Below are 14,203 nucleotides of genomic sequence, written 5' to 3' on the forward strand. Positions count from 1 at the left end.
CGTGGACTCGCAGCTGACGAGTGAGCGGTCGCCGGACGGGCGGGTGGAGGTCTTCGCGATCAACGGGACCGTCGCCCAGCACCTCTGGCAGAGCGGCGTCAACGCCCCGTACGGCCAGTGGGTCGACTACGGCGGCGGCGGTACGGAGATCACGGCCGCCACGAACGCCGACGGACGCATCGAGGTGTTCGGAACCAGCCACGCCGGGGTCTACCACAAGTGGCAGACCGGCTTCTCGGCCTGGTCCGAGTGGGCCTGGCTCAACAGCACCTCCGGCCCAGCCGTCGACTGAGCCGTGAACCCGTGAACCCGTGAACCCGTAGGTCTGTAGATCCGTAGACCCGCGGTCCCGCAGATCCGCAGATCCGCAGACCCGTTGAACCGACGCCCCCGCGATCGGCCGGAGCAGCCTCGTACGCCCCGGCCGGCCGCGGGACCACCAGGAGACCCCGTCATGCATCCCCTCAGCCGCCGTGGACTGCTGCGCGCGGGCGTCGTGGCCGGTGCCCTCGGGCTTCCCGGTCTCCCCGGTCTCCCCGCCCTCTCTGGTCTCTCCGGCCTCGCGCCTGCCCCGGCCGTCGCCGGGACGATCCCGCCCCGCCGGTGGGTCGGCGCCGGCCCCTTCAGCCCCGTGTACGACCCCTCCGTCCCCGGCCGCCGCCGCTACCTCAACGACCACACCCTGATCCGGGCCGGAGGGCGCTGGCACCTGTACTCCATCGTCGGCGACAGCGCGGCGCCCGGCCGGAACCCGGACAGCTCGGCGGAGACGGCCTTCGCCCACGCCTCCGCCCCGGACCCGTACGGCCCCTGGACCGCCCACCCCGACGCCCTGACCCTCGACCGCGACTACTTCGGCGAGGAGCACCTGTGGGCGCCGCACGTCATCGAGGTCGACGGCGCCTACCGGATGTTCTACGCGGCGGGCGGCGCCGACGGCGCGGCGATCTGCCTCGCCACCTCCACCGACCTCGCCACCTGGACCCGGCTGCCCTCGGGCCCGCTGTTCCGGGGGCGGGCGGCCCGCGACCCGATGGTGACGCGGATCGACGGCAGGTGGGTCATGTACTACACGGAGGTTTCGGCGACGGACGGCCGGCACCTCGTGTGCCACCGGGTCTCCGACGACCTGCTGCACTGGAGCGAGCCCGGCACCGCCTACGCCGACGAGACCACCGAGGCCACCGGGGTGTCGGTCACCGAATCGCCCTTCGTCCTCGAACAGGACGGCTGGTACTACCTGTTCATCGGCCCCCGGGTCGGCTACGAGGGCACCGACGTGCTCGCCTCCCGCGACCCGTTCCGCTTCACCCTGGACGGGTATGCGGGGCACGTGCCCGGACATGCCGTCGAGATCATGACGGACATGACGGACATGACGGATGTTGCGGACGTGGCGAATGGGGCTGGTGAGACTGGTGGGTCCAGCAGGTCCGGTGGTGTCCAGCGGTACGCGAGCGCGGCCGGCTGGTTCGGGCGCGGCCTGTCCGTGGCCCCGCTGCTGTGGCGGACCACCCCGCCCTCGTGGCAGAGTCCGGACAACCCGGCCGTCTCCCTCGACGTCGACGGGCGGCTGAACGTCTTCGCCCTGGACGCCGCCGACCGCTCGATGCTGCGGCGCGTCCAGCTCGGCCCCGGCGCCGACGCCTGGTCGGAGTGGGAGCGCTTCGGCGGCCCCGCCGGTGCCGTGCCCACGCTCGCCCGCGACGCCGACGGACGCCTTGAGGTCTTCTCGCTCGCCCCCGGCGCGGTCAATCTGCACCACCGGGCGCAGCGGGCGGACGGGAGCTGGGGCGACTGGGAGGAGTTCGGCGGTCCGGCCGCCGCCGCGCCCGCCGTGGCCCGGAACGCCGACGGGCGCCTTGAGGCGTTCGCGCTCAGCCCCGACGGCTCCGTCGTGGCCCGGCGCCGTCAGACCGCCGCCGGGTCCACGGCCTGGGACCCCTGGGACGCGGGATTCGGAGGGCCCGCGGGCGCGCCGCCCGTGGTCGCCGCCAACGCGGACGGGCGCCTGGAGGTCTTCGTCCTCGCGCCCGGTGGCACCGCGATCCGGCACCGCTGGCAGCTCGCCCCCGGCGGTGCCTGGTCGGCCTGGAGCGTGTTCGGCACCGCCGCGGGCAACGCGCCCCGGGTGGCCCGGGACGGGAGTGGCCGGCTCAGCGTCGCCGCCGTCGCCCCGTCCGGGGTCGGCTCCTTCCAGCGCCGCCAGTCCGTGCCCAGCGGCGGCTGGGACGCCTGGCAGCCGCTCTTCGGCTGGTCGGCCGCCGCCCCGCTGCTCGTCGCGGGCGCCGACGGGTGCCTGGACGCCTTCGTCCTCGCCCCCGGCGGCGAACGACTCGACCGCCGACGCCAGTCCGCGCCCGGTGGATCCTGGGGACCCGCCGAGGAGTACGGCGAGCCCGGCGTCCCGCTCGCCGCGACCCCGGCGGGCGCGCTCGACGCCTCCGGCCGCCTCCACCTCTTCGCCGTCGCCTCGGACGGCCGGATCCGCTGCCGCGTCCAGGGCGGGACCGGCGGGGCACCGCTGCCGTGGGCCGCCTTCGGCGACCGCGCGGTCGCAACGCTCCGCTCCGGCACCCCCACTCCCTGACTGCTCGTCACGAACGGCACATGCGGGGCGAACCCGCACGTAGGGGCCGCGTACCGGGCCGTGGAAGTGGCCGATGCCACTCGGTGCATCACCGGTTGCACCCGGTAACGTTCGGGGTGTCGGACAGCGACAGCGGTCGGCACGCGGGACGGGGGACCGGTGAGCGGAATTGTCATCCACCTGCCGCAGGGCAGCGGCGGAGGCACGGACGGGACAGCGGACGACGGCGCCGTGACGCTGCGGCTCGGGCCCGGGCAGCGGGCCCGGTTCGGCCGGGGCTCGGCCGGCACGCCCGTCGAGCTCCGGCTGGCCGACGCCGCCATCTCCCGTCTCGCCGGAGAGATCCGGGCGACGGACGACCACTGGCAGCTCAGCAACCTCAGCACCACCCACAGCTATCTCGTCGAGAACCCGGAGGGCGCGGGGGAGTACCTGCGGGTCCCGCCGCGCCGCTCCGGCGCGCCCATCCCCTTCGAGTTCTCCCGCGTGGTGCTGCCCACCCGAGGCGACACCGCCGTGTCCTTCCAGGTGTTCGCGCCCGACCACGTCTACCTGGACCCGAGGGGCATGGGCGGACCCGGCGGCAGCCGCACCCTCACCGCGTACTCGCTGGACGAGACCGCCACGTACTTCCTGGTGCTCGTCGCGCTCTGCGAGCCCTGGCTCCGCGACCGCTCGCCCGCCGCGGTGCCGACCACCCCGCAGGTCGTCGAGCGGCTGCGCGGCCACCCCGCCTGCGCGCGGCTGACGGCCCGCGCGGTCAGCTCGCACATCGACTACCTCGCCGACGAGAAGCTGCGGATCGGCGGCCCCGGCACCGACGACGCGGGCCGCGCGGACCGCAGGAACGGCAAGCGGGAGGCCGTCGTCGGTCTCGCCCTCAAGTTCGGCATCGTCCGCGAGGAGCACCTGCCGCTGTTACCCCCGGGCGCCGAACCCGCCGAGCGGGGACGGTAGGGGCGTGGTGCACGTGGAGGAGCGGACCGTCTCCTGGGGCAGCGGACGGCCGGAGCCCCTGGCGCCGGGCCACCGGGTCGGGCCCTGGGCCGTCACCGAGCCGATCGGCTCCGGCGGCTGGGCGACCGTCTACGCGGCGCGGCCCGCCGAGCCGGCCGGGGAAGGGCCCGAAGAGGTCGCGCTCAAGATCATGCCGACCGCCGGGCTCGCCCCGCGCCAGGCCCGCGACGTCGCCGAGGCCGCCGCCCGCGAGGTCGCCCTCGGCCGCCGCGCCGCCCACCCGCGCCTGATCCGGCTGCTGGACTCCTTCGTCCTCGAAGCCGCCGGGGACCCCGTCCTGGACGGCGCGATCGTCCTGGTCATGGAGCGGGCCCGGGGCAGCCTGCGCGAGCTCCTCGACGCCGGAGTGGGGGAAGCGGAGGGGGCCCGGCTCGTCAGCGGGATCTGCGAAGGGCTGGCCCATCTGCACGGGGCGGGCTGGGTGCACACCGACCTCAAGCCCGAGAACGTCCTCATCGGCCGCGACGGCACGGTGAAGCTCTCCGACTTCGGCTTCGCCATCGAGCTGACCGGCACCCACGGCTACACGCCCCCGATGGGCACCCTCGACTACCTGCCGCCCGAGCGGGGGCGCGAGCCGCTCGGCGAGCGCGGCGTGCGGGTCCGGCCCAGCGCCGACGTCTGGGCGCTGGGTGTCGTCGTCCACGAGGTGTTCGCCGCCGGGGCCTCCCCGTTCCCCGGCGCCACGCCCGCCGCGCGCTCCGCCGCAGTGCGGGAGTACGCGGAGGGGCGCGCCCCGCTCCGCATGGACCACGCGGTTCCCGCGTTCTGGCGGGCGTTCGCGGCCGACTGCCTCGCGCCCAGCCACGAGGCGCGCGCCGCGCACACGGCCGAAAGCCTGCTGGCGCGGATCGCGGCCCGGCCCGCCCCCGCCGGGCACCGCCCCCGCCCGGGACGGGGCCCGCGTCGGCCGCTCGGCGCCCTGCTCGCGATCGCGGCCGCGGTCTGCGTGGCGGCGGGCACCGCGCCCTGGTGGTACCCGGACCTGACCGGGGCGGCCGGGTCGGGCGGTGCGGGCGGCCGCTCCGCCGACGCCCCGCTGCCGGTGCGGGTGTTCAACGCCGAGCGCGGCTGCCAGGGGCGCGCGGACCGCGACCGGCAGTGCAGCCTCGGCCTGGCGATCGACCCGCTGCGCCCGTACACCGCGAGGAACGTGGTGCCGACCCGGGTCTGGCACGGCGACGTGCTGGAGGCGGAGTGCCGGCTGCCGGACGGACTGCCCGTCATCGACGAGGAGGACCGCACCTCCACCCTCTGGTACCGCGTCCGCCTCCCGGGAAGGGGTCCGGGGGGTCCGTCAGCGTCTCCCGGGGCTCCCGCGACGGCGTGGCTGCCCGCCGTCCGTACCAAGGACCGGCCCGCGTTGCCCCCTTGTGCGCACCCCGTCCCCACGGGCCCCCGAACCCCCGCCCCGACGACGGCCGCACGCCCCTGACCATGACGAACGTGTGACATTCACGTCCCTTATGCGTGAAACCTTCCTGACGAGTCGGCCGTCCTTCCTTCTGGGATACGGTCAGGAACCTACGGGGAGTGGGCATTCCATGGGAGAGAAGCGCAAGTACACCACGCACATAGCGGTGGTGGCGTCGGCGATAGGTCTGAGCCTGGCGGCGTGGGGCGCCGCCGCGCTGACGGATCCGGGAGCGGCGACGACCGGAGGCGGGGCCGCGCCGGGCACGAGCGCGCCCGGGGAGCGGGGCGGGCAGACGGACAAGGGGCCCGCGCAGGTGCGCCCGGAGCAGGTGCCGGTGAGCATCGCGCACGCCGCCGAGGCGGGCGGCTCCGCCGTCAACATCACGATAGACGACGGCCCCGATCCCCGGTGGACCCCCAAGATGCTCGACATCCTCAAGGAGAACGACGTCAAGGCCGTGTTCTGCATGGTCGGCCCCAGCGCCAAGGCCCACCCCCAGCTGGTGAAGCGGATCGTCGCCGAGGGCCACCGGCTCTGCGACCACACCATGGACCACGACACCTCGATGGACAAGAAGCCCGTCGCGTACCAGAAGAAGCAGATCCTGGACGCGAAGAAGCTGATCGAGGAGGCGGCCGGCGGCGCGAAGGTGGAGTACTACCGGGCCCCGGGCGGCGCGTTCACCCCCGACAGCCGGCGCATCGCCGCGGCCGCCGGGATGCGCCCGCTCGGCTGGAACGTCGACACCAAGGACTTCGAGCGCCCGGGCACCGCCTCGATCGTCCGCACCGTCAAGAACGAGCTGTCCAACGGCCCGACGATCCTGTTCCATGACGGCGGCGGCGACCGGAGCCAGACCGTCGCCGCTCTGGACCAGGTGCTGCCCTGGCTGAAGCAGCGCGGCCACACTTTCAGTTTCCCCGTGCGGACCACTCCCTGAGGACGGTCACCAGCCGAAGCGGCGGTCGACCAGCGCCGCGAACTCCGCGAAGCTGAGTACCCGGTCGCCGTTCTGGTCGGCCTGGTCGAACAGCGCGGACGAGGCGTCGTCGTCCCCCACCCCCCAGACCGGGATCACCCCCTGGGCGGCGAGCGTCGGGCCCTTGGCGCGCAGCGCGCCGATCACCTCGGCCCGCGTGAGCGCGCCGTCCTGGTCGAGGTCGAGCGCGTCGAAGAGGATCCGAGCCTTCTCGCTCATCGTCTGTTCCCGTTCCCTGGTCTGCTCCATGAGCGGCGTGGCCCTGCGCCCCCGCTGAGCGGAAGGACGCGCGGGCCGCCCGGGAAGTTGCCTTCCCCGGCGGCCCGTGTCGTACGGGCTCGGGCGCCCCGTGCGGCGTCAGATGATCCGTACCGCCTCCCGGACCCGCCCCAGCGCCTCGGTCAGCACGTCCGTGTCCGGGGTGTCCAGGGCGCGGGAGCGGCGTCGGCGCGTTGAGGGGCAGGTCCGCGAGGACGGCACGCGTGTCGCGACGGTCACGAGCACCGTCACCACCCTGCGGGGCGGGCGGGCGGGCGGCCGAGCAGGCGGGCGACGGGACGGGGAGGTGGGCGGGGCGGGGCCCCGACGGCCCGGGGCCGGAAGGCCGGGGTCTGGACGGCTCTCTTGCGGACGGCCGTGGTCCGGAGTTATCCACAGGCCGCGGCGGACGGTCCGGGGGTGTCGGTCCGGGCGGCTAGGCTTTTCGAATGGCCCTCACCGACGCTTCCCCCGAGACCTCCGACGCGCTGCGCGTGCTGCACCGCGTCTTCGGTTACGGCTCCTTCCGCGGCGAGCAGGAAGAGATCATCGATCAGGTCGTCGCCGGCGGCGACGCCCTCGTGCTCATGCCGACCGGCGGCGGCAAGTCGCTCTGCTACCAGATTCCCGCGCTGGTCAGAGAGGGTACCGGCGTGGTCATCTCGCCGCTGATCGCGCTGATGCAGGACCAGGTGGACGCGCTCACCGCGCTCGGGGTCCGGGCCGGCTTCCTCAACTCCACCCAGGACGGATACCAGCGGCAGGAGGTCGAGCGGGCGTTCCTCGCGGACGAGCTCGACATCCTCTATCTGGCGCCCGAGCGGCTGCGCACGGAGGGTATGCAGCGGCTGCTCGACCGGGGGAAGATCTCGCTCTTCGCGATCGACGAGGCCCACTGCGTCGCCCAGTGGGGTCACGACTTCCGGCCCGACTACCTGGCCCTGTCGATGCTCCAGGAGCGCTGGCCCAAGGTGCCGAGGATCGCGCTGACCGCGACGGCGACCGAAGCCACGCACGCCGAGATCGCCGGGCGGCTGGGCCTCCAGGAGGCCCGGCACTTCGTCGCCAGCTTCGACCGGCCCAACATCCAGTACCGCATCGCGCCGAAGAACAGCCCGCTCAAGCAGGTCCTCGACCTGATCCGCACCGAGCACGACGGGGACGCCGGCGTCGTCTACTGCCTGTCCCGGGCCTCGGTCGAGAAGACCGCCGCCTTCCTCGTGGAGAACGGCGTGGACGCGGTGCCGTACCACGCGGGCATGGACGCGGCGACGCGCGCCGCCAACCAGTCGCGGTTCCTGCGCGAGGACGGCGTCGTGGTCGTCGCGACGATCGCGTTCGGCATGGGCATCGACAAGCCGGACGTGCGCTTCGTCGCCCACCTGGACCTGCCGAAGTCCGTCGAGGGCTACTACCAGGAGACCGGCCGCGCGGGCCGCGACGGGGCGCCCGCCACGGCCTGGCTCGCGTACGGGCTGCAGGACGTGGTCCAGCAGCGCAAGCTCATCGACGGCTCCGAGGGCGACGAGGCCCACCGCCGCTCCCTGGCCGCCCACCTCGACGCCATGCTCGCGCTCTGCGAGACCGTCGAGTGCCGCCGGGTCCGGCTGCTCGCCTACTTCGGGCAGCAGGCGGAGCCTTGCGGGAACTGCGACACGTGTCTGACCCCCGCGGAGTCCTGGGACGGCACGGTCGCCGCGCAGAAGCTGCTGTCGACCGTGTGGCGGCTGGCCAAGGAGCGGCGCCAGAAGTTCGGCGCGGGCCAGATCATCGACATCCTCCAGGGGAAGAAGACCGCCAAGGTCATCCAGTTCGACCACGACGCGCTGTCCGTGTTCGGCGTCGGCGCGGAGCTGGGCACGTCGGAGTGGCGCGGCGTCGTGCGCCAGCTGCTGGCCCAGGGCCTGCTCGCGGTGGAGGGCGACTACGGCACGCTCGTCCTCACCGACGGCAGCGGCGAGGTGCTCGGCGGACGCCGCAGCGTCCCCATGCGCAAGGAGAAGGCCCCGGCCGCGAGCTCCCGCAAGGAGTCCGGCTCCCGCTCCGCGAAGGGCGCCAAGGTCCCGGTGGACCTTCCGGCCGCCGCCGTCCCGGTCTTCGAGGCCCTGCGCGCCTGGCGCGCCGCGGCGGCCAAGGAGCAGGGCGTCCCGGCGTACGTCGTCTTCCACGACGCGACGCTCCGGGAGATCGCGACCCGCCTGCCCGGCACCATCGAGGAGCTGGCCACCGTCGGCGGCGTCGGTGAGGCGAAGCTGACCAAGTACGGCCAGGGCGTCCTCGACGCGCTGGGGGAGCACACCGCCGACGCCCCCGCGCCGGCCCCTGCCCCGGCTTCCGCCGAGGCCCCGGCGGCCCAGCCCCCGGCCGCCGCGCCCGCGAGCGCCGGGCGGCAGACCACCGCGCGGCCGACGCCGCAGGACGAGGGCCCGTCGTTCGACCCGGACGAGGAGCCCCCGTTCGACGAGGAGGAGCCGCCCTGGGACGACTGGCGCTAGCCGGGGTCCCGCGACGCCACACACGAAGGGCCCGCCCGGCCGGACAGCAGGCCGGTCGGGCCCTTCGTGCCGCGCGGTCGCCGCCCCCGCCGGTCGGGCCCTTCGCGCCGTCCGGCCGCTCCGCCGGGCGGTCCCTTCGTGCCGCGCGGTCGCCCCGCCGATCGTCTCCGGCTCTTGTCCGGCCACGTTCCGGCCACCTCCGGCCCCGCTCCGGCCCCGCACCGCCCCCGCTCCGGCCCCGCTCCGGCCCCGCTCCGCCCCCGCTCCGCCCCCGCTCCGGCCCCGCTCCGCCCCCGCTCCGCCCCCGCACCGGCGCGCCCCGCCGGTGCCCCCGGCGCGCGCCCGCTGTTGGGATGCAGTCGGCGGGCGCCGGGCTGCGGCTCCCCGGCGCCCCGTCCACCGGCTGGTATCGATGGGCGCGGGCCGGTCGGCCCGGAACCTTCCCCGCCCGGCCCACGACCCCCACCCATGGCGTGGCACCGAAGGAGAAGAGCATGGAGACCACCGCGGAGAGGACCCTGGACGTGCCTGTCGACCGGGCCCCGGAACGGACCGGCGGGCAGCCCGCCGGTCCGTTCCGGGGGACCGGAGCCGGAGCGCCCAGGGGGCCGTCATGATGGTCCGCGCCGCCAACGTGCGCCGCATCGACGCCCTGTTCCAGGCGATGGAGACCGACTTCCTGCTGCGCGAGCAGTTCATCACCGGCCCGTCCCGGATCCTCACCGAATACCTCGACGTCCCGCCGGTCACCGCCCCGCAGGCGCTCCTCACCGACCGGCTCGTCTACACCGTCTTCGCCAACCCGCGGCTGGTCCGCTGGCTCCAGGACTACGTCCACGAGCACACCGACCGGGTGCCCACCGCCGCCGCCTTCCTCACCGACTTCTGCGCGGCGACGGTGAGCCACGGCGGCGAGGACGTCGTCGCCGCCCTCCTGGAAGGCTGCGCGGCGGAGACCGGCATCCACGGCCTGACCGAGGACCTGCTGCACTACTTCGTCAACCTGCACGCCGCGCACACCCTCTGCGGCGACGAGCACACCCGGCCCGACGGGGAAGCGGCCCGCGAGGGCACCGCGATCGAGCCGCGCGGCATCACACCGCTCACCTCCATCACCTGGACCACCTGGATCAGGACCACCCAGGTCGAGGAGGTCCACGCGATCGGCACCGACTTCGCGCCCCCGTACGTCACGGTGACCCTCGACGGGCTCGCCCGGTACGCGGTCGAGCTCCGCGCCCGCGGCGCGTTCCGGCTCGGGTGACGCGGGTGGGCGGCACGTGGGAAGCCGGTCCGGTGGTCGCCCGGGTGCGGGCGGCCACCGGCTCCGGCCGCACGAAGGAGCGGGCACGCGCCCTCGCCGACGCCCTGCGGGCCGGACCCGCGGACCCGGCGTCCCACCGAGAGTCCGTCCTGCTCCTGCTCGCCGCGGGACGCTGGGACGAGGCCGCGGAGGATCCCGCCGTGGCGGGGGCGGGCCCGCTGGAGGACTGGCTGCCGGACGCCGTGACGGCGGCCCTGGAGCAGCGCGACTTCGCCCTCGCGGAGGGCTGCGCCCGGCTGTTCGCGCGGCTGCGCTGGGGCGCGGACGATCCGGCGGCGCGTTCGCTGGTGCCGCTGAGCGTGCCCAAACTGCGGCACGACCTCGCCCAGTTCCGGTATCTGAAGGCGCTGGGCGTGCTGGGTCCCGAGTACGCGGAGGTCATCACCGCGTACGAGGACGCGCACGCGCGGCTCGCGGCGCGGGGCCCCGACGCACGGGAGCGGCTCGACCCCGAGGCGCACCCGGGCATCGCCGGCGCCTACAACCGGCTGCTGCACGTCCGGGAGACCCCGCGTGTGGACCGGGCGCTGTCCGCCCGGTGGGATCCGGCGGCCGTCCAGCGGGAGTACCTGGCGAACGCGCCGGGCGTGGTCACCGTCGACGACTTCCTGACCGAGGAGGCGCTGGAGGGGCTCTACCGGTTCTGCCTGGAGTCGACGATCTGGTTCGGCAACCGCTACGACCACGGCAGGCTCGGCTCGCTCATGCAGGACGGGTTCGTCAACCCGCTGCTCATGCAGATCGCCGAGGAGCTGCGGGACGCCCTGCCGCAGCTGATCGGCGAGCGCTACCCGCTGCGCCAGATCTGGGGCTTCAAATGCGGCCCCGAGGTGCCGGCCGACGTCACGACGCACGCCGACTTCGCCGCGGTCAACGTCAACTTCTGGATCACGCCGGACGACGCCAACGCCGACCCGGACTCGGGCGGCCTCGTGGTGCACGACGTGGACGCCCCGCTGTCCTGGGGCTTCGACAGCTACAACGGACGGCAGGACCTGATCCGCCCGTTCCTGCGCAGCCGCCGCTCCCGCAGCGTCACCGTCCCGTACCGGCGCAACCGGGCGGTGATCTTCAACTCCGACCTGTTCCACGCCTCGGACACGGTCCGCTTCCACCCCGGCTACGAGAACCTGCGGGTCAACGTGACCATGCTGTACGGGGACCGCGAGGCCGAGACCCACCACCCCCGCCTCTCGGGCCCGGCGACGGCGGGCCTCCGCCCCGCCTGGCGCTCGGCGGCCTTCTCCCGCAGCCGCGCCCGGGTGTGAGGACGGGTCACACCGCCGACGGGTCCTGGGCCGCGGTCTCCGCGATCGCGGCCAGGGTGGCGCGCATCCCGGCCCGGTTCAGGGCGATCCGCCGGGCCGGGTTCGTCCCGGCGAACACCGTGCCGAGCAGGTCGGCGGCCCGGCCCCGGGGACCTCCGGAGCGCAGGTCCTCCCAGAACTCGGTGACGAGGGTGCCCTCGTCCGCCGGCTCGAAGCGGTAGCCCCAGCGGGCGATCGGCAGCCCGAACACGCCGACGTCGAAGACGAACTCCCGCTCCGGCACCGCCTCCACCACCCGCCCCACGGTGAACCAGACGAACGGCCCCCGCCGGTTGAAGCCGACGAACCGCGTCCCGGATCCCGCTCCCGGCCGCACCCACACGGCACGGCACTCGGGACTCCAGCGCCCCATGTTCCGTAGCTCCGACACGAGCGCGTACACCCGCGCGGGAGAAGCGCCGACCACGGCACTCTCCTCAAGCCTCCGCCGCCGCTCCATCGCCCTCACCCCTCCACCCCCGTACGGGGAAGTCCGAGTGACGGCCCCACCGCCCCTACTCGCCGGTACGGTAGCGGGTCGGCGGCGCGGCCGGGGCGGGACCCGTCAGCTCCCCTCCGCCGCCAGGACCACGAAGTCGGCGTTCGACGGGTCGAGGCAGACCGCCAGGCGGCCCACGCCGGGCACGTCCGCCGGGCCCATCTGGACCGTGCCGCCCGCGCCGGTGGCCGCGGCGACGGCCGCGTCGCAGTCCGTGACGGCGAAGACCGGGTGCCAGTACGGACGTCCGCCCGCGAGGGCCAGCTGGTCCGAGGGGAGCTGGAGCAGACCGCCGTGCATCCGCTCGGCGGGGAGCCCGTCGGGGGTGATCAGGGTGTACGTGCCCTCGCCGCCCGGCATCTCCATGTCGCTGTACCACCAGCCGAAGACGTCCGCGTAGAACCGCTTGGCCGCCTCCGCGTCGCTCGTGTACAGCTCGGTCCACGACAGCGAGCCCGGTGCGTCCAGCAGCTCGGCGCCCTTGATCTCGCCCGGCTGCCAGACGGCGAACTGGCCGCCCAGCGGGTCGCTGTACTGGGCCATCCGGCCCCATCGGTCGAGGTCCCGGGGCGGCACCCGGACCGTGCCGCCTGCCGCCTCGACCGCCCGGGTCGTGGCGTCGGCGTCCACCACGCTGTAGTAGATCATCCACGCCGAGCGCGCTCCCGGCTCGGTGAGCCGGCCGAGCCCGGCGACGACCCGGCCGTCCTTACGGAACATCCCGCCCTGGGCCTCCTCGCCGGCCCCGACGGACTCCGGAGCCTCCATGGGCTCGTACTCCCAGCCGAGCACCGCCCCGTAGAAGGCCGCGGCGCCCGGCACGTCGGGGCTGCCGAGGTCGAGCCAGCAGGGGGCGCCGGGGGTGAAGTCGGTGGTGATCACGGGACAGTCCCTTCCACGGTGCGCGCGGGCGCGCGCGGGTGAGGTCCCCCTCCTCAGCCTGGCACCCCGGGCCGCCGCCCGCCCATCGGACGGCGGCCCGCGGCGGCGGGACGGACTACGGGACCCAGTGGTTGCCGGATGCCGTGATCATGACCTGGAGCTGGATGCTGACCGAGAAGTAGCTTCCGGTGTCGATCGGCGTCGCCACCATCTTGTTCCACAGCGCGTCCAGCCACGCCTGGCTGCCCGGGTCGGTCATCGCGGCGAGCGTGAACGGGGCGAAGAACGCCGCCTCGCTGCCCGAGGAGATCTGTGTCCCGTTCAGCTTGTAGCCCACGGCGATCTTCTTCGGGTCGCCGCCCGTCTTGCTCTTGATCCAGGTGTTCATCTTGCGGGCCTGTGCCAGGGACTTGCTGTCGCCGCTGGTCACGGCGTCGTCCGCGATGCGCCACGGGGTGCGGCAGGCGTTCCACCAGTAGGCGCCGTCGTTCGCGTCCTCCAGGACCTTGCCGGGCGCCGGCTTCGGTGTGCTGTTCGTGTTGACGACGAAGTCGGGCAGCAGGCCCGTGTTCGGGGCGTACGACTGCTGCAGTTTGGTGATCTGGTTCTGGTGGGCGCTGATGACGCCGTCCCAGGTGGAGTCGCCGGAGGCCGTGCGGAAGGCACGGAAGTGGTCGACCATCCAGTCCGAGGTGCGGGAGATGTAGTAGTACTGGTCGCCCGAGCTGCTCCAGTCGCCCAGCTTCAGCAGCTTGGTGGTGGGGTTGAGCTCGTCCTTCTTGATGGCGGCGATGTGCTTCAGGGCCAGCGCCTTGTAGTCGTAGGTGCCGGAGCTGCCCCACTGCTTGTCCGCCAGCAGCAGCCCGTACGCCACGTCCAGGTCGCCGTCCGTGGCGGCGTCGCCGCCGTTGACGCTCTTGCAGGAGGTGTCCTGCTCGGCGGCGAGCAGATCACGGTTGATCGAGGACGGGTGGTCGATCACCCACTTCGTCAGCCCGTCGAAGATCTTCTTCGCGTCCGGGTCGGCCCCGGCCATCGTCGCGGCGATGACCATGCCGTAGCCCTGCGCCTCGGCGACGTAGGGGTGGTCGGCGTCGGGGGAGATGACCTGGTACCAGCCGTTGCCGCAGTTCTGGCGGACGAAGGCCGATTTCCACTTGTTGTAGTAGTCGACCACCTTCTGGTCGAGTGTCGCCTGGGCGCCGGAGGGCTTCAGGATTCCGGCGGCGTAGGGCCGGGTGTGGCTGCCGAACGGGACGGCGGGACCGGCCGTCGGGGCGGCGCCGGCGGCCGGCCCGAGCGCGGAGAGCCCGGCGAGGGCGGTGGTGGTGACGACGAAGCCCGCGAGGGGGCGGCGCCAGCTACGGCCGTGATGTGCGGAGCGGTGCTGATGTGCCTGTGACATCGGACGTCCTCGGGTGAAGTGGTGCACCAG

The 14,203-nt window shown here is 74.3% G+C and carries 13 protein-coding genes; 8 read left to right on the plus strand and 5 right to left on the minus strand.

The window, feature by feature from the left end; translation table 11 throughout:
• The 5 genes from ACZ6J5_RS28625 to ACZ6J5_RS28645 all read left to right on the plus strand — a co-directional run.
• On the plus strand, positions 1-292 hold a 292-nt coding region (locus ACZ6J5_RS28625), incomplete at its 5' end, for a DUF8189 domain-containing protein (RefSeq protein WP_469396259.1).
• Positions 293-454: 162 nt separating this feature from the next.
• Entirely contained in the window at positions 455-2,590 is a 2,136-nt protein-coding gene (locus tag ACZ6J5_RS28630; protein WP_469396261.1) for a DUF8189 domain-containing protein, read from the plus strand.
• A 159-nt stretch (positions 2,591-2,749) separates the two neighbouring features.
• Entirely contained in the window at positions 2,750-3,547 is a 798-nt protein-coding gene (locus tag ACZ6J5_RS28635) for a serine/threonine protein kinase (protein ID WP_469396263.1), read from the plus strand.
• 4 nt (positions 3,548-3,551) lie between these two features.
• Positions 3,552-5,042, plus strand: coding sequence for a serine/threonine-protein kinase (locus tag ACZ6J5_RS28640; protein ID WP_469396265.1), 1,491 nt, complete (start codon positions 3,552-3,554; stop codon positions 5,040-5,042).
• A 109-nt stretch (positions 5,043-5,151) separates the two neighbouring features.
• Complete coding sequence (locus ACZ6J5_RS28645; protein WP_469396267.1) at positions 5,152-5,964, plus strand: polysaccharide deacetylase family protein; 813 nt, start codon at positions 5,152-5,154, stop codon at positions 5,962-5,964.
• Positions 5,965-5,970: 6 nt separating this feature from the next.
• On the opposite strand, the gene ACZ6J5_RS28650 is transcribed toward ACZ6J5_RS28645, so the two are convergent.
• Both ACZ6J5_RS28650 and ACZ6J5_RS28655 read right to left on the minus strand, forming a co-directional pair.
• A complete protein-coding gene (locus ACZ6J5_RS28650; RefSeq protein WP_469396269.1) occupies positions 5,971-6,222 on the minus strand; it encodes an EF-hand domain-containing protein in 252 nt (83 codons plus the stop codon).
• Positions 6,223-6,360: 138 nt separating this feature from the next.
• On the minus strand, positions 6,361-6,501 hold the full coding sequence (locus ACZ6J5_RS28655) for a hypothetical protein (RefSeq protein WP_469396271.1): 141 nt from the start codon (positions 6,499-6,501) through the stop codon (positions 6,361-6,363).
• A gap of 209 nt (positions 6,502-6,710) precedes the next feature.
• On the opposite strand from ACZ6J5_RS28655, the gene recQ reads away from it, so the two are divergent.
• The 3 genes from recQ (at position 6,711) to ACZ6J5_RS28670 (ending at position 11,348) form a co-directional block, all read left to right on the plus strand.
• A complete protein-coding gene (gene recQ, locus ACZ6J5_RS28660; RefSeq protein ID WP_469396273.1) occupies positions 6,711-8,756 on the plus strand; it encodes a DNA helicase RecQ in 2,046 nt (681 codons plus the stop codon).
• Positions 8,757-9,369: 613 nt separating this feature from the next.
• On the plus strand, positions 9,370-10,020 hold the full coding sequence (locus ACZ6J5_RS28665) for a hypothetical protein (protein ID WP_469396275.1): 651 nt from the start codon (positions 9,370-9,372) through the stop codon (positions 10,018-10,020).
• Between the two features lie 5 nt (positions 10,021-10,025).
• Positions 10,026-11,348 (plus strand): phytanoyl-CoA dioxygenase family protein, encoded by a 1,323-nt coding sequence (locus ACZ6J5_RS28670; RefSeq protein ID WP_469396276.1) that lies wholly within the window; start codon positions 10,026-10,028, stop codon positions 11,346-11,348.
• A gap of 7 nt (positions 11,349-11,355) precedes the next feature.
• Here ACZ6J5_RS28670 and ACZ6J5_RS28675 read toward each other — a convergent pair whose 3' ends face one another.
• From ACZ6J5_RS28675 to ACZ6J5_RS28685, 3 genes are all read right to left on the minus strand, one after another.
• The gene (locus ACZ6J5_RS28675; RefSeq protein ID WP_469396278.1) at positions 11,356-11,847 is read right to left on the minus strand and encodes an SRPBCC family protein; all 492 of its coding nucleotides are present in this window, start codon (positions 11,845-11,847) and stop codon (positions 11,356-11,358) included.
• A 105-nt stretch (positions 11,848-11,952) separates the two neighbouring features.
• Positions 11,953-12,768 carry a VOC family protein gene (locus ACZ6J5_RS28680; protein WP_469396280.1) on the minus strand — a complete coding sequence of 272 codons (816 nt, stop codon included), beginning with the start codon at positions 12,766-12,768 and terminating at the stop codon, positions 11,953-11,955.
• A gap of 115 nt (positions 12,769-12,883) precedes the next feature.
• The gene (locus tag ACZ6J5_RS28685; protein ID WP_469396282.1) at positions 12,884-14,173 is read right to left on the minus strand and encodes a glycosyl hydrolase family 8; all 1,290 of its coding nucleotides are present in this window, start codon (positions 14,171-14,173) and stop codon (positions 12,884-12,886) included.
• Positions 14,174-14,203 lie beyond the last annotated feature (30 nt).

Source organism: Streptomyces sp. NPDC042100 (genome assembly GCF_055582325.1).